Genomic DNA, 21,382 nt, shown 5'->3' with positions numbered 1-21,382 from the left:
GTCCCGCCCGTCTTTTTTGGACGGGCGGGACGCCCATCCCACAATAACTATTAAAATTGTAAGTTATCTAATTCGCGATCCTTAAACGCTCTCAAACACATTGTCGAGATGGGAAATCCCGGTTAATATCATGTCCGCTCGATTGACCCTAATATCCCGGTCGGGCGGGTTTTTGAGATTGTTAATTATTGGCAGATATTGTTTGTGAACCCGCCCCTACCTGATTTATGGTAATCGACCGGACATAATATAATTGCTAATCTTAAACAAGTTCAAATCAAATCAAATTTAATTTGTTTTCACTGTCAAAACTTGCGGCGGCGACGCATCGGGCGGATAAATAAAATCCACTTCTACAAGCCGCTTTTCTCCCGATTTCATCTCTAGTTTTACCAAAGGTTCCCCCTGCTGTCCCCGCCGCTGCACTAAATGCACGTACCGAGTTTGAGGCACTTTATTGTCATCATTATAGCGCACTCTGACAGTTCCCCTAAAAAAAGTTTGAGGTGCCGGAGGTTCTAAAAAACTAAGTCCTCCTGAAGTTAATTTGTCTGTCTTAATTGGAGTTTGAATCGCGACAGTTACAGTTTGATTTTTGCTGGTAGAATTGTATAGCGGCAAGCTGAGACTGTATTGAATTCCGTAATTGCCGTGGGCGCGGTATGCTGTATCTGGGTAGCGGACTAGCATTCTCGCACTTTGCACTTGATTTGTTCCCAGCATTCCGCGCGGGAGGCTGCTTAATGGGTAGGAAAATGCTGTTCCGGGTTGGGGAATTGCTAGGTTTGAGGTGGCGGGGTTGTCTGAGAGAAGTGCTCGCCATTGTGAACCTAATGCTACACCGGCAACTCGGCCGTAAATTATTTGACCTTCGGTGATTTCGGGCGGTGTGGGAGTTCGATCGCGCGGCCCGGCTATATTACCATTGTCTAATAAGTTTTGCCATTCTGTTAAATTGGGCGATCGCTCGTTTCCCTGTGCGTCAACTCGGGCAAACATCGCCAGACTGGCAACATAGACTATACCATTGCTGCGTAACCGCATCAAGGTCGATCGACCGTTTAGCGGCGGTACTAATTCCCGCACCGGTATCGGATGATTCATCAACAGTTGGCTTTTTCCCGGTGGAATAATTAACTGCGGATCAAAGTCAGACTGTCTCCTTCCTCTGAGAATATCATTCACAGCGCGACTTCCCGGCCCGGCGTAAATATTACTGTTTGAATTATCGACTTGCGGCGGCAATTCAATAAAAGGTGCATCGGGTTGACTGAGATAACTCGCAGCTTGCAATATATCTAATTTTACAGGTTTATTGCCCGGATTATAAACAATTACTCCTTGATACAATGTTCGCAAATCTTCCGGGGAAGGTGCGCGGGCTATGTGGTGGGCAAATATGTCGAAACGTCCTTGAAAGGGAAAGTTTAAATGTGCCGCCGGAAATCTTTTACTATCTGGGGGAAATGTCGAAAGCAAAATTCCTTCTTGCAGCACTAATTCTGGGCTGTTGCTGTTAAATACTGGTATGTTGTCTAACTCTCCGGGGAGTGGTCGCACTTCTTGGATTTGGAGGATTTCTTGAGGTGCGGGAGGGGTTTGGGCTAAGGGGATGATTGATAGAATTGGCAGCATTTTTTGAGATGAGTTTTTTTTACCGCAGAGGGCGCAGAGGGCGCAGAGGAAGAGAGGGAGGAGAAGAGGATGTGAATATTTGTGTCTGGGGGGGTTTGTACGGAGATTTTGCTCGCTTCTAGCAGAGATTGGGATTTTTACCGCGCCCACTGTTGTAATATGTATTTGTAAAATTTGGCTGTGTCTACTTTATCCATTGCTTGAATTTTTCGTCCTCCTATTTTAACTTGTGTGCGTCCTTGGCTGATGCCTTCGGTCACAATTTCTGTTTCCCATTCTCGCAGTTGGTAAAATTCGGGATGCGCTAAATAAGCGGTTGCCAAAATGTCCCAAAAATAGTAATCTTGAGATATTGCTAGGGCATAACACTGTCCTGCTAAGTCGGAAATTGGATATTTGCGCTGTTTTGCTAAGAGATTGGAAAATTCTACAGTTAGCGGTACATTATTGGTGATATCTAAAGGACACATGACAACGGGAATTTGGGTTTGCCAAATTCTCTCGATTGCTATCGGGTCCCAGTAAGCATTCCATTCCGCCGACATATCTTGTCCGGGTTCCATATCTTTGCTAACATTGCCGATAACATTGAGGGCGCCTCCCATCCAGACAATTTCTTGAATTTTGCTTTCAATTTCTGGCGCGATATCTAAAGCTTGCGCTACTGTTGTTAACGGCCCCGTTACCATTAATGTGACTGGTACGGCTGCATCTTGCAAAACTCGCACCATAAAGTTTTGTCCGGGTTCTGATATTAACGGCGTGTCAATGGTTCCTTTTTCATTTAGAATGGGAAGTCGATCGACTGCAAAGGAATCTCGCCGAAATAACGCCGGAAATGGGTTGAGTCCCCGCACCGTACTCGCCGCCACCGGAACTTCTGAACGCCCCATCAAATCAAGGATTTTGCGCGTTGCACTCACCGCCGGTTGAATGTAGCAGTCCGCAGGAGTTACAATTACTCCCAGAGTTTCGACTTCCTCCATTGTCATCAGCAACACGACTGAGAGATAGTCGTCAACTGCACCGTCGTGATCCATTAGTACGAGTTTTTTAGACATTTTGCTTCCCCGGTCACTGAATTACTGTAAACTACAAATATTATTTTTTTTGTGCGAGAAACACAACGGCCTTAACTATATGACCACAGTATCACCTTACGGCTCTTGGAAATCACCTATTTCTTCGGATTTAATTGTTTCTGGAACTGTCGGACTCGGACAAATTGCTATTGACGGCGATGATATTTACTGGGTTGAGGGAAGACCTTCGGAAGCGGGGCGAAGCGTCCTCGTGCGGCGCACTCCTGATGGTACAATTAGCGACGTGACACCGCATCCTTTTAATGTTCGCACTCGGGTTCACGAATACGGCGGCGCTGCTTTTGCCGTTGCTGGCGGTGTTGTCTATTTTTCTCATTTTGCTGACCAACGTATTTATGTTCAAACATTAAATTCTCAACCCGAACCTCTGACTCCTGCTGCTAATTGTCGCTATGCAGATGCGATAGTTGACAAGCAACGAAATCGCCTGATTTGCGTGCGCGAAGACCATGCGGGTGAGGGGGAACCTGTCAATACTATTGTTAGCATTAATTTAGATAACGGCGAAGATATTCAAATCTTAACTCAGGGCAAGGATTTTTATGCTTCCCCTCGTTTAAGTCCAGACGGTTCTCAACTTTCCTGGATTTGTTGGAACCACCCAAATATGCCGTGGGATGGCACAGAATTGTGGGTGGCAGAAATTAAGGCTGACGGTTCTTTAGGTGAAAAATACTTGGTTGCTGGCGGGGTTGAGGAGTCGATTTTTCAACCGGAATGGTCGCCCGATGGAGTTTTGTATTTTGTTTCTGACAAGTCTAACTGGTGGAATTTCTACCGCTGGCAATCTAGAACCCCCCTCAATCCCCCCTTGGTAAGGGGGGAAGCAGAGATAGAAACCAGCTTGTGCGAAATGGCGGCTGAATTCGGACTTCCTCAGTGGGTTTTTGGAATGTCTACTTATGCCGTTGTCTCGGAAAGCAAAATTATTTGCACCTACACTCAGCAAGGCCTGTGGTATTTAGCGAGTCTTGATTTAACGACAAAGCATTTGACAACAATTGACACGCCTTACACTGATATTTCCTCCGTCAAAGCGCGGGAAGAAAATGTGGTTTTTCTGGCAGCTTCGCCGACAGAATCTAGTGCTATTGTACAATTAAATTTAGCAACAAGTCAACTAGAAGTTCTGCGAAAATCGAGCGATTTAAGCATCAACTCTGGTTATCTTTCTGTACCGGAACCTATCGAATTTCCCACGGAAAACAATTTGACTGCTTTCGGTTTCTTCTATCCCCCGAAAAATCAAGATTTTGCAGCACCTGCGGGTGAAAAACCGCCGCTTGTTGTGAAAAGTCACGGGGGCCCAACTGCTGCTACTTCTAGTAGCATGAATTTGAAAATTCAATATTGGACGAGTCGCGGTTTTGCCGTGCTCGATGTTAATTACGGCGGCAGCACTGGTTACGGCCGAGAATACAGAAAAAGACTGCAAGATAGTTGGGGAATTGTCGATGTTGATGACTGCGCTAACGGTGCTAAATATTTAGCTCAAAAAGGTTTAGTTGATGGCGAAAGAATGGCGATCGCCGGAGGCAGTGCAGGGGGGTACACCACTCTGTGCGCTCTTACTTTCCGCGATGTGTTTAAGGCCGGTGCGAGCTATTATGGAGTTAGCGATGTGGAAGCTTTGGCAACGGATACTCACAAGTTTGAAGCGCGCTATCTGGATGGATTAATCGGGCCTTATCCTGAAAGAAAAGATTTGTATGTAGCTCGTTCGCCGATTCATTCCGCCGAACGTTTATCTTGTCCCGTTATCTTTTTTCAAGGATTAGAAGATAAAGTGGTTCCGCCCAATCAAGCGGAAATGATGGTAGACATATTGAAAGCTAAAGGTTTGCCGGTTGCTTATGTTGCTTATGAAGGGGAACAGCACGGTTTTCGCCGCGCTGAAAATATCAAAAGAACTCTTGACGGCGAATTCTATTTCTATTCGCGGGTGTTTAAGTTTGAGTTAGCTGAACCTGTGGAGGAAGTGGTGATTTTCAATCTTTAGAAAAAATTAAGTTTGCAGTTGCTATGTCTTCGCTCAACGGCAACTGCAATCTTAGCATAATCCGCCAATTTTTAATGTGATTTACTTCACAAATTTTGCTGTTTACTATCACAAATTTTGCTGTTTATTGTCACACATTTAAAGGCAATACAGCTATAAATTTTTATAGTGCGATCGCCTTTGGTTGCCGCAGAAACGCCCGATCGCGCGATCGTCGAGTGAGAGAGTCAATTACTATGCAAACTCCTGTCCACCTGATTCCATCTGCTTTGGGCGAGCTGTTTGCCGAAGTGAATCAAAATGGCTACATTACTCTAGCCGATAGGTACGGTTTGATGGCTGCTATTTTTGACGAAAATTTGACTGAGGAAGACAAACGCTCGATCGATCGGCTGCTGCGCTCTGTGTGCCGGGGAAGGATAAAATTAGTTAACGAACTGTCTATGATCAGATAAGTGCCGATAATTTTCCTTGACGATAACTTTAAAATTCTCCACCATCAAAAAAAGTCCTAATTGTGTCATAATTAGGACTTCGAGGGAGGAAACCATTTTTAATTTTTGAACGATACAGAATTTACGCAAAAAAAGGGTGCGCTGCACCTTACATATTTAGATTCTGGCCCAACGAGTGAACAAGTTTAACGTGCAGGTATAGTTGTCGCCAACTGTAACTTGCTCAAACTTTCTTCAGGCTGAACATCCATCTGATAGCTGAGTGCCGAAGGAATACCGAGCACGCAGCACGGAAAATTATTGCCTAGTTCCTTAACCAGCGGGTGGTTGCCAGAATCGCAGCCCAAGAAGAGTAAATTTGCTGCTTCTAATTCCACCACATTTCTCAGTTCTGTAGCAACCCGCCCGATGCGTAAATGAGCTTTGAATAAACCGCGCCATTCCTCAGCCAAACAGCGCGCTTGCCACAGCAACTTATCTGCTACCTCGTACTCATTATTTTGACCATAAATTGCTTGGAAATAATGCGGATCGAGCCAGGTTTTTGGCTGGGATACCGATTGAATTTTGGTTGGTAAAGCGATCGCAGGGGCTGCACAATTAAGGGCGAATGTTTCCTCTAAATTAGACACTTTCTGCTGTGCAGCCAAGGCATTTGCCACAGCAAATTTGCAACTATTTTCGCCGTAACCTTTTGGCGCTTCGTCGATCACGTAGACTACTTGAACCGTGACTTCTTTAGTTGTTACTAAACGAGTTTGATGCGCCATCCAAAGGGTAATATCCAGAGCTATTTGACTTTGAGCAGAACTGTTGTAACCGACAATGAAATTGATACTTTTTGCCTGTTTTGTAACTTTTGATTTCTTAGAACCTTGCACTTTTGGCTCCGGCAGCAATACCATTTCTTCTGCTAAATTTTGGTATCCCAATGCACTTTCAAAACGCGCTAACATTGTTTTGAGATTCACAGGCTTGACCTCTATTAAGTGAATTGTTTTCTCTGTTCGTCGGGCGTTATTCGTCTTGGGTAAAGTAGCGATCGAGAAAATTCAAAGCATAGTTGCGGAGTTCGTAATACTCCTGGGATTCCCGCAACTCTTGGCGATCGCGCGGGCGCGCAAACGGCACTGACAAAATTTCACCTATCGTCGCAGCCGGGCCGTTTGTCATCAGCACAATGCGATCGGACATATAGATAGCTTCATCCACATCGTGAGTAATCATCATTGCAGCTTGTCTGTGATTTTCCCAGATATCCAGCACCTGTTTCTGCAACTTGCCACGAGTCAGAGCATCCAGCGCTCCAAAGGGTTCGTCCATTAATAACATTTTGGGTCGAATCGCCAAAGCTCGCGCAATCCCAACCCGCTGTTTCATGCCCCCTGAAATTTCGTCTGGATATTTATCGGCTGCCGATGTTAAGTTTACCATTGCTAGGTGTTCGTTGACAAGACTAATCTTCTGGGGGCGGCTAAGACTTTGCAAAACTTCATCAACTGCCAGCCGAATATTTTCCCGCACCGTCAGCCAAGGCAGCAATCCGTAGTGCTGAAATACCATCATGCGATCGGCTCCAGGTTTGCGAATTTCTTTTCCTTCCAGAGTCACCATTCCCCCGCTCTGTTTTTCCAAACCAGCCACTATTTTTAGCAGCGTTGATTTGCCACACCCAGAGTGACCGATTACCGAAATAAATTCGTTTTCTCCAATACTTAAATTGATATTTTCGAGAACGCTAAATTCTGTACCGTCACCATTTTTGTAAGACTTGAACAAATTCTCTATTTCCAGAAATAGACGATCGCTTTTGACGGAATTTTTGGTACTGGTAGAAGTAGATGTGTATTGACTCACGGTATTCTCCTCAAAAATAGTAAAGTGTTAATTGACTTTTCTGGCTATTGCCTAAATCCTCAAATTGGGCAGTCGGTTTCAACCGACTGTCTTCTATTAGCCAGGGAATTTATTCCCTGGCGGGACATGAGGGAAAAGGCAACATCTCAAACATTAAGACTGAAAAAAAGACTGAGGGCGGTTGGCTCGAATTTCAAAACTATTCAAATAACCCACCGGATCGCTTGGATCGAATGCCTGTTTATCAATAAAAAGTTCTGCAGGTTCCACTTGGTAATCCTCCTTCGGACAATCGATCCCCATTTCCGCAACAATCTGGCGGTAAAGGTCGGTTCTCCAAGCTTTTTTAGCTAATTCCTCAGCATTTTTCGGCACTTCTTTAATCTGTCCCCAGCGAGCGGCTTGAGTCATCAACCAAATACTTTGAGACTGCCACATAAATGTTGAATGATTTCCCGGTATTTGAGGCAAATTCTTAGGAATGTCATAGAAAATAGTTGCATCGGACGATTGTATGGTGCGGTCTTTTTCGTCAAACCCTCCATAGTTGTAGTCGCCAACTATTGCCGGTCGCGTAAATTTGTCGATCGCCCCTTGTTTCGGTTTCGCCCCCGTAAACGATCGCTCAGTCAGCAGCGCCGCTATTTCACTGCGATTTTCCGGCTTGCTGCAATACTGACAAGCTTCCACCATTGCCTTAACCAGCGAGTAATAAGTCTTCGGATTTTCCTCAATGAATGATTCCATTACTCCCAAAAGGCGATCGGGATGCCCCAGCCAAACTTCCTTGCCTTGCACGAAGGTAAAACCCACTCCCAAATTGCCTTGAATTGCCCGCGTGTTCCAAGGTTCGGCCACCATGTAAGCCTGCATGGCGCCAATCCTGATATTAGTTACCATCTGCGGTGGCGGCACAATAATTACCCGAAATTCTTTCAACGGATTCACACCCGCAGCCGCCGATATGTAGCGGACAAAGTATTCGTAAATCGAAGAACTCAGAACAACTGCCCAAACCCTGTTTTCTGGTGGCTGACTGTCAAAAAAGGCTCGAAATTGTTTGCCAAATTCTTCCAAATTGCCGTTGTATTCGTGCCACGGGCGCAAACCGAAATCCCACATAGCTTTGTTCATCGTCATGGCGTTGCCGTGGCGGTGAATTGTCATTGCCGCGCACAGGGGTGCGTGCCGCGCTCCTTCTGCGCCAATTCGGGCGTTTGTGACCGCGCCGGATACGACTGGGGAGGCGTCGAGGCGGCCGAAGATTAGGCCATCGCGGGAGGTTGCCCAGCTTGCTTCGCGGTTGAGTTGGACGTTTAAACCGTATTTGCGGAAAAAACCTTTTTTCCAGGCGATCGCAAATGGTGCACAATCGTTAACCGGCACGTATCCTACGGTTAAATTTGGTTTTTCTAAGGTTCGGGAATCGACAACCTGCTTTACGGCTGAGGCTTCTTCTGTGAGTCCTTTTGCCGATCGATCCGCGCTAATTCCACAACCAGATAAAGCCACTCCCGCCACCGCCGAGCCCATTCCTTGCAAAAACTCGCGGCGCTTCCATTCATTGGAAAACTTGTCACTCATACAATTTTAGATTTTAGATTTTAGATTTTAGATTTGAAGTTGTAGTTGTAGGGTGCGTCGCCACCAACCATCACAAACAAAAATCGACCATCGATGAGCGACGCACCTTACAGTTGACAGTTGATAGTTAACTGTTCGCTGCTGACTAATGACTGATGACTACTGACTAATCGCTAATGATTAATGACCGATCGATGCGTTACTAATTCCTGAACTTTGTCAACAGCAGCGTCGAGCCAAAGTCCAGTTAAGCCAATTACAAACACCGCTAAAAATACCGAACTCAGGTTCAAACGGCTCCACTCATCCCAGACAAAAAAGCCAATTCCCACGCCGCCTGTCAGCATTTCCACCGCTACAATTACCAGCCAAGCAATCCCCAAACTAATCCGCAAACCTGTAAAAATGTATGGCAAACTCGCCGGCCAAATTATCTTGGTAATTCGCCTCCAGCGTGGCATTTCCAAAACTTGCGCCACATCCAGATAATCCTTGGAAACGTTAGAAACTCCCAAAGCTGTGTTGATAATTGTCGGCCACAAAGACGTGATGAATATGACAAAAATGGCCGACGGCTCTGCTAAATTAAAAATCGATAAAGCTATGGGCAGCCAAGCTAGCGGCGACACCGGTTTGAAGATTTGAATCAGCGGATTGAGCGCCATCATTGCTGGTTTAGACATCCCGATGAGAAATCCCACGGGAATCGCAACTGCTGCACCCAGCAAAAATCCCACCAACACCCGCCGCAAACTCGCTAGCAGCAGCCAGCCAATGCCTATATCTCCAGGCCCGCGCTGGTAAAATGGATGCAATATGTAATCTAAATTAGCGATTAACGCCTGATAGGGAGTGGGAATCAAATCGCTGTTGAAGCTGGCAACAATCCACCACAAGCAAAGAATTCCCAAAAAACCCGCAGCAGGTAACAAAACTGCATCTCGGATGACAACGGGTTTTACACGCTTCCACGTTGCAACTCCTGCAACTACGATCGCAGATAAATTAAGCTGTATGAACATTTCAAACTCCTTCAGAGTCAGGGCAGGTACAAGAATCTTGAACAATACCAACCTGAGACACTGACGAAGCCAAACAATCTTTTTCAGAACATTTGGCTTTTCAGTCTCTTCTCAATGCCTGCGAAGTTAGCTGACGGGCTAGGACTGAGAGATGTCCTTCTCCTTAGTTTTCAAAATCAAAAATTACACTCAAATTTGGCAATTTTTAACTTTGCTTTTTAATTCTGTAGAGATTCGCCCCGAAAATTGGTTCCTCCGCTCCAGCCACACGCTTGGTTCGATCGCGCACTGCTGGATTAGGCTTGACTTTTTAAGCCAATTTCAATAAAATTAGCACTAGCATTTCATTTTGTCAATATGTCTTGAGGAGTAGCTATTGGCGATTTTAGATACTTTGGTATTACCAATCAATTTTTCTTCCTTCTTCCTTCTTCCCTCTTCCTTCTTCCTTCAAATCAGAAACCGAATAGTTACATAAACAGCCGCAGCCACCAATTGCAACGCCATCACAGGAAATCCGTAACGCAGAAAAGTTTGAAAAGAAATCCGGCGCCCGTGCTGCTCGGAAATTCCCGCCGCCACTATATTAGAAGAAGCTCCTATCAAACTGCCATTTCCCCCTAAATTTGCCCCGTACATCATCGCATAAAATAGCGGCAGCACTTCGATTGGAAACTGCCCTGCAAAATCTGGAGCCAGGATTTCTGCCGGTGCGAACCCGACATTGACAACGTATTGTTTTAGCAGTGGCACCATCGCCACCACCAGCGGAATGTTGGGTACCACGCTCGACATCAAACCCACAACAAATAACAAACCTAAAGAACCCAAAAAAATATTTTTTCCTAAAATAACTGCTAAAAAACCTGACAGATGACCGATAATCCCGGTTTTTTCCAAACCGCCAATTAGCACAAAAAATGACATAAAAAATAGCAGCGTGCTCCAATCTAAATCCCGCAAAATATTATTAACAGAATCAATTTGGGAATGGTGAGCTAAGAGCATTGCCAATGCAGCCCCCAACAAAGCAACCGCCGCCGGTGAAATAGGCACGGGCAGAGACTCTCCTATTACAAAAAATGTCAGCACGAAAGCTATAATTACACCGCCCACTGCTAAGACTCGCTGGTGATTAATTTTTGGGTGCGGCAAGTTATCCAAATCTTCTAATTTTTTGTTCCAGATTTCGGGAAACAGCCAAGGTAGGATCGCCACTAAGACTGCTACTGAGATCGCCCCGCCCAAACTTAATTGAGCTAGGTAATCTGCAAAGCTCATGTTAATAGCATCGCCAACAATAAATGTCGCCGGATCGCCCACGATTGTCAGCAGTCCCGAACTGTTAGCCACAAATACCATTAAAATCAGTAAGGGTACAAAATCTACCCCGACTTCTTCGGCTATTGGCGGAATTAATGGTGCTAGCAGCATGACTGTCGTAGCATTGGGCAAAACTGCACAAATTGGCGTAGTAATTGCGACAATGCCCAGCAATAAATTTTTGCCTTTGCCTTTAGCCAAAATAACTATTTGAGTTGCCAAATATTCAAATACTTTGGTAGGCTCAAAGGCTCTCACCATTACCATGACTCCGAAAAATAAGCCCAGTGTTGCGTGACTCCGACTGATATATTCGATCGCGTTGTTTAACGTCATCACGTGGGTAAAAACCAGAATTACCGCTCCCAGAAATGCCGCAACTGTTAGGTGTATCCATTCTGTAATTATTAAGAAAACTACACATATAAATGTTGTTGCAGCAATCACAGCTTGTACGTTTTCCATTTATTCCCCTGAAAAATTTAAAACTTAAAATTAAAAACTATTAGTGTGAGGCAATCTACTACTTTATGGCTCTTCTGTCAATAGGTTGAAGGGCTGATTATTGTAGTAACAAGCTGGGATCGACCCCTAGAGAGAGTTCCGGCACTGGGAAAAAATCACATCTAAACTACTTCTTTTGGCAGGGTCGCGATCGCCCGAAGTTTGATATGGCGATCTGGCGATCGCTCCACTACAATGAAGCATGGGCAATCTCTGCCAAACTCAACCCCCACGCAGACATCATGGACTACAGCCAAGTGCTCGCCGACAAAACCGATACTATCGTCAAGAAGTGGATTGAAGCAGTTCGTCAGGATCGGAAAATTGAAAGCGCTGAGGCATTACCGCACTCAGCAATCGAAAATCACATACCTCACCTGCTGGCGGCGATGGCCACAGTGCTTTCCCAATATCAAAACAGCGAAATAAAACTAATAATTGAAGCCAGTTTAGATCACGGATTTCTCAGAGCAGAACAAGGCTACGACGCAGCAGAAGTAGCCAGGGAATACCACTTATTGCGTCAAGTAATATTCTCGCAGTTAGAATCAGAATTGCTAGCAGGAACCACCGCCGACGTATTCAGAGCTTTTAGGCTGATAGATGCCGTAGTAGACGAAGCAATTGCCCAGTGTTTCAATAGCTACGTCGCTCAGAGGCTCCAGGAACTTCAACAAATTCAAACTCAGTTAAAACTCACCAATCAAGAACTCGCTCGCCTCGTCAGCGTTAATAAAGAAAACGTTTACCATTTAGCTCACGAACTCAAGACTCCTCTCAACTCCATTATTGGTTATTCCGAACTGTTCTTGCGCCAAGAAAAATGGCAATCTGAAATTAAAGATACCCTCCCAGGTATCGAACACATCGAGCGAGTATTGCGTAATGGCAGACAGTTGCTTCGCCTGATTAATGACACACTAGAACTTTCTCGCGCCGAGGCAGGAAAAATTAAACTTAACTTGCGGCCAACTAATGTACGATCGGTAATTAACACCGTAGTAGAAATGATGCAGCCAATTGCTGATGCTAAAGGACTAAAGCTCGCCGTTACCAGCGACGGCGGCCCAACACAAGTAATCTCCGACTATGGGCGGCTGCAACAAATTCTGATCAACCTGCTGAGCAATGCCATTCGCTATACAGAATCTGGTAGCATCGAATTAAGTTGCCGCCATGCTGGAGAAGGAAATTGGGCGATCGCAATTACAGATACCGGCATTGGCATCGCCCCCGAAGATACAAACCGCATCTTTGACCCCTTCTTTCAAGCAGGAGAAGCAGGCAAACAGCTCTTTCCTACCGACAGCACCGGTCTGGGATTAGCGATAGTATCGCGGCTCGTCACGCTGCTGCAAGGCAAAATCGAGTTAGTATCAGAAATAGGAGTCGGCTCAACTTTTACCGTGATTCTGCCGCAAGAAGTTAAAATACTCCAAGAAGTAAGCTAAACATTAAGTTCAAATTTTTACATCCGAAAATCCTATGCCCGCAGCCAACCTTAGCCCTTCCACCACCGCCTTTCCCCTCACCGCCGTAGTCGGGCAAGAAGCAATCAAATTAGCCCTGCTGTTAGCAGCAGTCGATCCCGGATTGGGAGGAGTTGCGATCGCAGGCCGCCGCGGTACAGCAAAATCAGTAATGGCCCGCGCCTTGCACTCCTTACTGCCACCCATTGAAATTGTTAAAGATTCTTTTTGCAACGCCGAACCTAATGAAATTGTTGCAGAACAGGCATCAGGCTTGTTACCAGAAAATGGCGGGCAAGATGCCCACACCACCGATAGTAATTCCCCAAATACAGAAATAATTCCCACACCCTTCATTCAAATTCCTTTGGGTGTCACCGAAGACAGACTCTTAGGTTCAGTCGATGTCGAACAATCAGTGAAATTCGGCCAAACCGTATTTCAACCCGGACTCTTAGCCCAAGCAAATCGAGGCGTACTTTATGTTGACGAAATCAACCTCCTCGATGACAACATTTCCAACCAATTGCTAACAGTATTAACCGAAGGGCGCAACCAAATAGAGCGCGAAGGCATTAGCTTTCAACACCCATGCAAACCTCTATTTATCGCCACCTACAACCCCGAAGAAGGGCCACTGAGAGAACATTTGCTCGATCGAATCGCGATCGTACTTTCAGCCGACGCAGCACTCGAACTACAAGAAAGAGTCTATGCAGTAGAACAAGCTTTATCCTACTCCAGCTCCCCCCAAGACTTTCTCAATCAATACAGCGAAGACACCGACAACCTCAAAACCCAAATCATCCTAGCCAGAGAATGGCTCAAAGATGTCAGCATTAAACGCGAACAAATTGCCTACCTAGTAGAAGAAGCCATCCGGGGTGGCGTTCAAGGACACCGCGCCGAAATATTCGCAGTCCGCGTCGCCAAAGCCGCCGCCGCCATCGAAGGACGCACAGAAGTTAACGCCGAAGACCTGCGCCGCGCCGTAGAATTAGTCATCGTACCCCGCGCCACCATCATCCAAACTCCCCCAGACGAAAACTCTCCTCCTCCTCCCCCCCCACCGCCTCCCCAAAAGCAGTCAGAACAAGAACAAGACGAACCAGAAAACGAGCAAGAAGACGAAGAAGACCAAGAGGATGAAGACAACCCGGAACCTGAAGAAGAACCAGAAAAAGATACCATTCCCGAAGAATTTCTCTTCGACCCCGAAGGCGTAATTCTCGACCCCAGCGTGCTTTTATTCGCCCAACAATCCGCCAACAAACAAGGCAAATCCGGCAGCCGCAGCACCATTTTCTCGGAAGATAGAGGCCGTTACGTCAAGCCAGTATTACCCAAAGGCCCCGTTCGCCGCATCGCCGTTGACGCCACCCTCAGAGCCGCCGCACCCTACCAAAAAGCCCGCCGCGACAGGAATTCTCACCCCCCCCAACCCCCCCTTAGTAAGGGGGGGCAAGAGGCGAGTCAACCCCCCCGAAGCTTGGGGGGGCAACAGACGAGTCAACCCCCCGGTCAAGGGGGGGTTCAGCGCAGTGTATTTGTGGAACAGGGAGACATTCGGGCGAAGCGCTTGGCCAGAAAAGCTGGAGCTTTAGTCGTCTTTGTCGTCGATGCTTCCGGTTCGATGGCCCTCAACCGAATGCAGTCGGCCAAAGGTGCAGTCATGCAACTACTCACAGAAGCTTATCAAAGCCGCGACCAAGTTGCTCTCATTCCCTTTCGCGGAGAACAAGCAGAAGTGCTGCTACCGCCGACTCGCTCCATAGCCCTGGCCCGCAAGCGTTTGGAACGGTTGCCCTGCGGCGGCGGTTCCCCCCTGGCCCACGGTTTGACTCAAGCCGTGCGGGTGGGAGTCAACGCCCGTCAGTCTGGAGATATCGGTCAAGTGGCGATTGTCGCAATTACTGACGGGCGGGGGAATATTCCTTTGGCTCGTTCTTTGGGGGAACCGATTGTAGATGGAGAAAAGCCAGATATTAAAGCTGAATTGTTAGAAATTGCTGCCAAAATTCGCGGTTTGGGAATGCAGTTGCTGGTGATTGATACCGAGAGCAAGTTTATTTCGACTGGCTTTGCGAAGGAATTGGCCAAGACTTCTGGAGGGAAATACTATCACTTGCCGAAAGCTACCGAACAGTCGATCGCAGCTATGACTAAAAATGCTCTGCGCGACGCGATCGGCTAAAATCCTGATATCCTGATTGATCTGCGATTATCCGCGTGTATCTGCAGTTAAAAATCCAAAAATTAGACTTTTGGCTAAAAGTCTAATTTTTAACTCTCACTTTCCGGCGAGTCAGCGCCAGCGAACCCGCAACTAAACCCAACCCTACCACCGCCGAAGGCTCAGGAATTCTTGCCGGGAGAGGCTCCGGCTTTGCCGGCCCCCGGCTCGGTATTCCAGAATTTGCTTGGGTGAATTGCTCGGTATTTTTAGCCAGCAGCCAATTTTCTGAACCCTGCCCAGAAGTAGCGGTATAAACGGCTCGGACATTAGCTGCAACGGCAGGTTGACCGCCGGAAATAACGGCGGCAGCCAATAAAATTCCGGCTGTAGGTGGCAATAATTTGCGCTCAAAAAATGTGGGCATTGGACATTACCTATTTAGCAGTTTTTCGATAGAACTCGATCTATTCATTAATTTTCTGGGTATCCTCTATCTGAGCTACCTTAGTAATTAACGGAAGCGATTTTTGATTGGCGATTTTACATTATTGAAGTTTCTGGTCTCTAGTTTAAACTAAATCGCCCATCAAAAGCCTAAAATTAACTGTGATCCCTGCCTCTAGCATATACTCCTTAATCCGCAATCGTAAATCCCCCATCCCAAATTGATTTACATCCGCTATTTGCGATTTTATCGACTTTAAGGTAGCCCTTGACCGCAGATAGCGCCGACCTCTTAAACTCAATTATAGCTTAGCCACGACGCGCAACGGTGCGAGAGGGCGACACGGCACAGACCTGTACGCAGTCGATTATAAACAATCGATCCCTGCGTTGGAGTGATTTCACCCCCGTTCTTTATCAAATCTTTAAACTCTTTGAGGTTTTGCAAACAAAGTGTAAAGCTGTCAAAATGATAGATAGCAATTCTCAGCCCAAATTAGGTAAATCCTCGTGAGTAACACTAGCAATTTCCGCGAAGCCGTGCGCGAGGCCAAAAACCACGCGCTGGTAGGCCCCAACGTCATCTCCAACGCTCTCCCCTTCGTCGGCGGCGGACTTGTCTTAACTGCTGTCGGCACCTACGGCGGCCTCGGAGTGATTCGTAACTATCCTGGGATCTTCTTTCCCACGTTCATCGCCGCGATCGTCCTACAATTAATTCTGTTCTTTGTCGCCCGCGGCGCAGCCGAACAAAATAACAAAAATACCGCTTTGCCTCTGCTGGCAACCTACAGCTTGCTTACAGGCTACACCCTCAGCGGATTGGTGTCTATAGCCCTCAGAAGCGAAGGCGTCGGCATCGCCGGTATTGGTTTTGCAGCCCTCGGCTGCGGCATTACCTTTATCGCCGCCCGCCAAATTGGCTCCAACCTTTCTGAACAAGACGGCATGGCCCTCACCAAAACTATCAGTTTAGGTGTGATTGCTTTGTTAGTCGTCGTTGGCGGCCAGTTTCTGCTATCTCTATTTGGCGTCTACACCCCAACCTGGTTGGAAATTGGCATTTCTGGCATCGGCGTGTTTATATTTGCCGGCGCTGCGATCGTCGATTTTTACATATTACCCCGCAGCTACCGCGACGACCAGTATTTGCCCGCCGCTCTGTCGATGTACTTGACCTACATCAACTTGTTCATTTTCATTCTGCGCCTGCTGATTGCTCTCAACGGCCGGGATTAAGTGAAACTTTAGCTTAAAAAAACCGCGGCTCGATGTCGATCGAGCTGCGGTTTTTGATTAAAATTTGAAATCAAGCAAGATAGTCGTCATCGCCGCCTCGGTCTTTATACAAAAAACTTATATCATGTTCACAGCCTGCAGGCATAAGGTATAATTTTAATTTTTAATCACTCAATCACACCTCTTGTTATCTAATTCTGTCGATCGCGATTTCAATATTAATCACAAATTAATTGGAGAAAACTCATGTACTTAAAATATGAAGATATCAGGAGAGTCAGCGTAGAAATTACCTCCAGGTGCAATGCAGCTTGTCCCCAGTGTCCCCGCACCGGCAACCCGATTTTGCCGGGGGCAGAATTAAAGATGGAGGATATTGAGAGAATTTTCCCACAAGAGTTTTGCTCTCAGTTGGATTTGGTGTATATGTGCGGCAACTACGGCGATGCTATGACTAGCAATACCACAATTCCCGCGATCGAGTATTTGCACCGCATGGGAGTTCCTCAAATCGGGCTTTATACTAATGGTAGCGGACGCAATCCCGACTGGTGGCAAGCCCTGGCAAAGGCGATGACAGGAGAACACGATAGCGTAACTTTTAGTATCGACGGGTTGGCAGATACTAACAGCATCTACCGCCAAAATACCAACTGGGACAGAATAATGCAGTCTGTTAATGCCTTCATCCAAGCTGGCGGAAAAGCTGTATGGCACTACTTGATTTTTGAACACAACCAGCACCAAGTAGAAGCAGCACGGGATTTAGCCCAAAAATTAGGATTTGTCGAGTTTGTACCGAAAGCAACCTCTCGTTTTGTGGCGAAAGAGATTTATGAAAAAGAGTCCGCCAATCAACAGCCTCAGAAGGCAGAAAAGTCTCAGGTAGATGCCAAGAGCGATCGCCCAAACCAACCAGCAACAAATAATGCGTCAGCTCCTCAAAATCAAACACAGACCGCTGTTGGATTGCACAAACAAGCTGAGGAATTCTTGAAACAAGGAAAGCTATCAGAGGCGATCGCAGCCAGCCAACAAGCCCTAAAAAATCAACCTAATTTTGCAGCAGCCTGGAAAACTTTAGGCAATGCTGTTCAAGGTTTGGGGAAGATGCAAGCAGCAGCAGACTGTTACGCCAAGGCCCTCAAAATTCAGCCTAATTTTCCAGAAGTTTATGCTAATGTCGGCAGTCTTTATGCTCAACAGCAACAGTGGCAGCCCGCTAGTGCTTATTACCAAAAGGCGATCGAGCTTAAACCCAATTTTGCAGGAGCTTATCGCAATTTGGCTAAAGTGTTGACACAGTTGGGGCAACCAGAAAAAGCAAATTATGCTTGGTATCAAGCTATAGCAATCGAAACCACTCAAGCACCAGAAGCAACTCCTTCTGTCCCATCAAAGCCAGCCAGCGAAGAACTCCAACCCCCATCCTTGGAACAATATAAAAATCCCCAGGGAGACCAATTTCTGCAAGCTGTAGAAAAATTTGGTAGCCTAAACAATTACTACCGAAATGTAGAAATTAGCTGTCAAACTCAAGCCAGCAAAGAGATTTTCATCAGTTTTGAAGCGGAACTCTGGCCTTGCTGTTGGGTAAGCCATACTAAATACGCTGTTTATAACCACACTTACAGACCGCAAATGCTGGCTTTAATTGAAAAGTATGGAAATGGCTTTAATTCTCTCAGAACTCAATCAGTGAAAGATGCGATCGCCAGAGATTGGTTTCGCGAAGACCTCACAAAAAGTTTTTCCTGTTCCAAAAGGTTGGACGTATGCGCTCACGAATGCGGTAAAACTTTCAATTCAACCGGTTCGCAGTATATATAGCAATCCTAAATGAATCGTAAATTTTTTACCCCACCCCAACCCTCCCCTTATCAAGGGGTTTGTGTGTACACGGTAGCCTTAGCAAGGGGGGCTGGAGAGGATCTTTCTCAACAGCTACGCGAAGCATTAGCAGCACCGGGGAAAGAGCGAATTCGAGATTTAGTGAAAAATCCCCTGAGATGCCCGCTGCTGTGCGGCACTTGGCAGTCGTTGGATGGGGATTTGCCGGATACTAAGGCGAAGCTTTATCAACGGTTTGTGACAACTTTGTATCAGTGGAAAAAACCGCGCCTGAATTTGATTCAGCAGCAGGAATTGAATGCTGCTTTGGGGAAATTGGCACTTTCAGGGATGTTAAATGAAACGTCCCGGTTTCAGTTGCGAGAAAGTGTGGGATATCGGGTGATGGGTGCATCGCAGTTTGAGTTAGCTTGTCGTTTGGGTTGGCTGAATTTAGTGGCGAGGGATGCGGAGACGGCGGAGGGGATTTATGCTTTTTACCATCCGACGTTTCAGGAATATTTTGCGGCGTTGGCGGTTGAGGATTGGCACTTTTTCTTGAATCACTTTCCTAAGAATCCGCAACATCCTGATGCTAGGTATCGCATTTTTGAGAAGCAGTGGAAGGAGGTTATTTTGCTGTGGTTGGGGCGTGAGGAGGTAGGGAAGGAGGAGAAGGAAGCGTTTATTAAAGCGTTGGTTAAGTTTAAGGTTGGGTGGGATAAATTTTATGGATATCGGGCATATTTTCTAGCGGCTGCGGGGATTGCTGAGTTTAAAGATTGTAGTCTTGCTGATGAGATTGTGTCGCAGATTGTTATTTGGGGATTTGGTTATTTTAATAAGCAAAAACAGGAGTGGCGGACATTTCTCGATCCAATTGTCGAGAGGGCAAGGGAAGTTCTGAAAGAAACAGATCGCCAAAGGGCTATCTCCGCTTTAATCGAGTTGATCCGCAATTCAGGTGATGAATATACCCGGAGGGAAGCGACCAGAAGTTTGGGGGAAATCGGCAAAAATTGCCCAGACACGATCGCCACTTTAGTCGAATTAATCAATACTTCTCAGGATGAAGTTACTCGGTGGCAAGCGGCAGATATCTTGGGTAAAATTGATAACGATAGCCCAGTAGCGATCTCCGCTTTAGCAGAGTTAATTCACACTTCAGTTGAGAAAAACACCTGGAAGCGATCGGCATATAGCTTAGGGAAGATAGGAAAAGATAGCCCAGAAGCGATCGCCGCTTTAGTAGAACTAATCCGCAATTCAGTTGAGAACGGTTTCTACCCGGTTTTCGGGTGGTCTAACGTACCTACCTGTATAATAGTGGCATATAGCTTAGTGAAAATAGGCAAAAATAATCCAGTTGCGATCGCCGCTTTAGTCGAGTTAATCCGCACTTCAGATAATAAAGTTACTCAAGGGCGAGCGGCAGAAATTTTAGGTAAGATAGACAAAGATAACCCGGTAGCGATCGAAACTTTATTGGATTCAATCCGCAACTACCGTCCTAAAGATAATCGTTATCAAGCGGCAGAAAGATTAGCAACAATCGGCAAAAATAACCCTGTTGCGATCGCTGCTTTAGTCGAGTTAATAAGCACTTCCCGCAATCAAGTTACCCGGTGGCGAGCCGCAGAATGTTTGGGAAAAATAGACAAAGGTAACACAGTAGCGATTTCAGCTTTAGGCGATTTAATCCGCACTTCAAACAATAAAATAACCCAGTCATCAGCAGCAGCAAGTTTAAACAAAATAGGCAAAGATAGCCCAGAAGCAATTTCCCTTTTAGTCGAGTTAATCCGCCATTCAGGTGATGAATTTACTCGGCGTTTAGCGGCAGGAAGCTTGGGGGAAATCGGTAAAGATAGCCCAGAAGCAATCTCCGCTTTAGTCGATTTAATCGCTAATTCTCAGAATGAATATACCCGACGGCAAGCAGCAGAAAGCTTGGGGAAAATCGGCAAAGATAGCCCGGAAGCGAACACCGCTTTAGTCGAGTTAATCCGCAATTCAGGTGATGAACATACCCCGTGGGAAGCAGCATCTAGCTTAGGGACAATAGGAAAAGATAGTCCTGAAGCGCTCGCCATCTTAGTCGAGTTAATCGGCAATTCAGGTAATGCAGATACCCTGTGTCGAGCGGCATCTAGCTTAGGGAAAATAGAGAAATATTACACAGTTGCGATCGCGACTTTAATAGAGTTGATTCCTAATTATCACCCTGAATATTCTATTTTTGACCCGGCAGATAGCTTACTGAAAATTATGAAAGGTAAACATTTCGCTACCGCAGTTTCAGGTTTAAAAAAATGCCTAACTTCCGAAATCTACAAAAATAATTTGGGTCGCAATGAGAAGTGCTACGGAGTCATCTGGGAGTGTGCCGAAAATATGACTTACCCAGAATTTTATCAAGCATGGCACGCTTAACCCACCGCTGGAATTGCCCTTAACAGGTTTTGGGCCAAATCAAGAGGACTTGCCGAATGCGGTACAGAATTGGATGGGAGGGATGGGTTCGCGATCCAGGGGCCGGACACCCCACCGTGCCCAAGGCATGACAACTTAACGTTAAACCCAGTCACAGACTGCTGTTTGACCATTAAATCTCGATCCCCCCTAGCCCCCCTTAAGAAGGGGGGGACAAGAGTCCGATCAAAGTCCCCCTTCTTAAGGGGGATTTAGGGGGATCTAGACTATGGTAAAAAGGAGATTTCTCAAAGGTTGGAGTCTTAAGTT

Annotated in this window: 15 protein-coding genes and 1 riboswitch; of the genes, 7 read left to right on the top strand and 8 right to left on the bottom strand. The window is 46.2% G+C overall.

What is annotated here, in order from left to right:
* Positions 1–288: 288 nt before the first annotated feature.
* Positions 289–1,635: a DUF3370 domain-containing protein gene (locus QUB51_RS18930; protein ID WP_333055710.1), complete on the bottom strand. Its 1,347-nt coding sequence runs from the start codon at positions 1,633–1,635 to the stop codon at positions 289–291.
* 137 nt (positions 1,636–1,772) lie between these two features.
* Positions 1,773–2,696, bottom strand: coding sequence for a nucleoside hydrolase (locus QUB51_RS18925; RefSeq protein WP_333259923.1), 924 nt, complete (start codon positions 2,694–2,696; stop codon positions 1,773–1,775).
* 79 nt (positions 2,697–2,775) lie between these two features.
* On the opposite strand from QUB51_RS18925, the gene QUB51_RS18920 reads away from it, so the two are divergent.
* Together QUB51_RS18920 and QUB51_RS18915 are read left to right on the top strand one after the other, a co-directional pair.
* Complete coding sequence (locus QUB51_RS18920) at positions 2,776–4,737, top strand: S9 family peptidase (RefSeq protein ID WP_333207682.1); 1,962 nt, start codon at positions 2,776–2,778, stop codon at positions 4,735–4,737.
* Between the two features lie 236 nt (positions 4,738–4,973).
* On the top strand, positions 4,974–5,192 hold the full coding sequence (locus QUB51_RS18915) for a hypothetical protein (protein ID WP_006632461.1): 219 nt from the start codon (positions 4,974–4,976) through the stop codon (positions 5,190–5,192).
* Between the two features lie 185 nt (positions 5,193–5,377).
* Here the strand turns inward: QUB51_RS18915 and QUB51_RS18910 are convergent, their stop codons facing one another.
* The 5 genes from QUB51_RS18910 to QUB51_RS18890 all read right to left on the bottom strand — a co-directional run bounded on the left by QUB51_RS18910 (position 5,378) and on the right by QUB51_RS18890 (position 11,443).
* A complete protein-coding gene (locus QUB51_RS18910; protein WP_333207683.1) occupies positions 5,378–6,163 on the bottom strand; it encodes a universal stress protein in 786 nt (261 codons plus the stop codon).
* Between the two features lie 46 nt (positions 6,164–6,209).
* Complete coding sequence (locus QUB51_RS18905) at positions 6,210–7,049, bottom strand: nitrate ABC transporter ATP-binding protein (protein ID WP_333207684.1); 840 nt, start codon at positions 7,047–7,049, stop codon at positions 6,210–6,212.
* Positions 7,050–7,202: 153 nt separating this feature from the next.
* Positions 7,203–8,633, bottom strand: a complete 1,431-nt coding sequence (locus tag QUB51_RS18900; protein ID WP_333207685.1) for an ABC transporter substrate-binding protein — start codon at positions 8,631–8,633, stop codon at positions 7,203–7,205.
* Positions 8,634–8,806: 173 nt separating this feature from the next.
* On the bottom strand, positions 8,807–9,655 hold the full coding sequence (gene ntrB, locus QUB51_RS18895) for a nitrate ABC transporter permease (protein WP_333055717.1): 849 nt from the start codon (positions 9,653–9,655) through the stop codon (positions 8,807–8,809).
* A gap of 100 nt (positions 9,656–9,755) precedes the next feature.
* Positions 9,756–9,968, bottom strand: a riboswitch (cyclic di-AMP (ydaO/yuaA leader).
* Positions 9,969–10,105: 137 nt separating this feature from the next.
* A complete protein-coding gene (locus QUB51_RS18890; protein WP_333207686.1) occupies positions 10,106–11,443 on the bottom strand; it encodes an ArsB/NhaD family transporter in 1,338 nt (445 codons plus the stop codon).
* 206 nt (positions 11,444–11,649) lie between these two features.
* On the opposite strand from QUB51_RS18890, the gene QUB51_RS18885 reads away from it, so the two are divergent.
* Complete coding sequence (locus QUB51_RS18885; RefSeq protein ID WP_333055719.1) at positions 11,650–12,933, top strand: HAMP domain-containing sensor histidine kinase; 1,284 nt, start codon at positions 11,650–11,652, stop codon at positions 12,931–12,933.
* Between the two features lie 34 nt (positions 12,934–12,967).
* Positions 12,968–15,145 (top strand): VWA domain-containing protein, encoded by a 2,178-nt coding sequence (locus tag QUB51_RS18880; RefSeq protein ID WP_333055720.1) that lies wholly within the window; start codon positions 12,968–12,970, stop codon positions 15,143–15,145.
* Positions 15,146–15,227: 82 nt separating this feature from the next.
* Here the strand turns inward: QUB51_RS18880 and QUB51_RS18875 are convergent, their stop codons facing one another.
* Complete coding sequence (locus QUB51_RS18875; protein ID WP_333055721.1) at positions 15,228–15,551, bottom strand: PEP-CTERM sorting domain-containing protein; 324 nt, start codon at positions 15,549–15,551, stop codon at positions 15,228–15,230.
* 530 nt (positions 15,552–16,081) lie between these two features.
* Here QUB51_RS18875 and QUB51_RS18870 point away from each other — a divergent pair.
* The 3 genes from QUB51_RS18870 (at position 16,082) to QUB51_RS18860 (ending at position 21,073) form a co-directional block, all read left to right on the top strand.
* The gene (locus tag QUB51_RS18870) at positions 16,082–16,810 is read left to right on the top strand and encodes a Bax inhibitor-1 family protein (RefSeq protein ID WP_333055722.1); all 729 of its coding nucleotides are present in this window, start codon (positions 16,082–16,084) and stop codon (positions 16,808–16,810) included.
* A 246-nt stretch (positions 16,811–17,056) separates the two neighbouring features.
* Complete coding sequence (locus QUB51_RS18865; RefSeq protein ID WP_333055723.1) at positions 17,057–18,640, top strand: tetratricopeptide repeat protein; 1,584 nt, start codon at positions 17,057–17,059, stop codon at positions 18,638–18,640.
* 9 nt (positions 18,641–18,649) lie between these two features.
* The gene (locus QUB51_RS18860; RefSeq protein WP_333207687.1) at positions 18,650–21,073 is read left to right on the top strand and encodes a HEAT repeat domain-containing protein; all 2,424 of its coding nucleotides are present in this window, start codon (positions 18,650–18,652) and stop codon (positions 21,071–21,073) included.
* Positions 21,074–21,382 lie beyond the last annotated feature (309 nt).

The organism is Microcoleus sp. AT8-A3 (genome assembly GCF_036705675.1).
In the GTDB taxonomy this organism is placed as follows: domain Bacteria; phylum Cyanobacteriota; class Cyanobacteriia; order Cyanobacteriales; family Microcoleaceae; genus Microcoleus.
Note: the sequence above shows the minus strand (reverse complement) of the source record. Positions and strands in the feature narration are given on the sequence as shown.

Excerpts from the sequence above, each read along its gene's own strand:
- QUB51_RS18880 (WP_333055720.1), top strand. The coding sequence starts at position 12,968 with ATGCCCGCAGCCAACCTTAGCCCTTCCACCACCGCCTTTCCCCTCACC.
- QUB51_RS18885 (WP_333055719.1), top strand. The coding sequence starts at position 11,650 with ATGGCGATCTGGCGATCGCTCCACTACAATGAAGCATGGGCAATCTCT.
- QUB51_RS18920 (WP_333207682.1), top strand. The coding sequence starts at position 2,776 with ATGACCACAGTATCACCTTACGGCTCTTGGAAATCACCTATTTCTTCG.
- ntrB (WP_333055717.1), bottom strand. The coding sequence starts at position 9,655 with ATGTTCATACAGCTTAATTTATCTGCGATCGTAGTTGCAGGAGTTGCA.
- QUB51_RS18900 (WP_333207685.1), bottom strand. The coding sequence starts at position 8,633 with ATGAGTGACAAGTTTTCCAATGAATGGAAGCGCCGCGAGTTTTTGCAA.
- QUB51_RS18875 (WP_333055721.1), bottom strand. The coding sequence starts at position 15,551 with ATGCCCACATTTTTTGAGCGCAAATTATTGCCACCTACAGCCGGAATT.
- QUB51_RS18925 (WP_333259923.1), bottom strand. The coding sequence starts at position 2,696 with ATGTCTAAAAAACTCGTACTAATGGATCACGACGGTGCAGTTGACGAC.
- QUB51_RS18930 (WP_333055710.1), bottom strand. The coding sequence starts at position 1,635 with ATGCTGCCAATTCTATCAATCATCCCCTTAGCCCAAACCCCTCCCGCA.
- QUB51_RS18860 (WP_333207687.1), top strand. The coding sequence starts at position 18,650 with ATGAATCGTAAATTTTTTACCCCACCCCAACCCTCCCCTTATCAAGGG.
- QUB51_RS18865 (WP_333055723.1), top strand. The coding sequence starts at position 17,057 with ATGTACTTAAAATATGAAGATATCAGGAGAGTCAGCGTAGAAATTACC.
- QUB51_RS18915 (WP_006632461.1), top strand. The coding sequence starts at position 4,974 with ATGCAAACTCCTGTCCACCTGATTCCATCTGCTTTGGGCGAGCTGTTT.
- QUB51_RS18890 (WP_333207686.1), bottom strand. The coding sequence starts at position 11,443 with ATGGAAAACGTACAAGCTGTGATTGCTGCAACAACATTTATATGTGTA.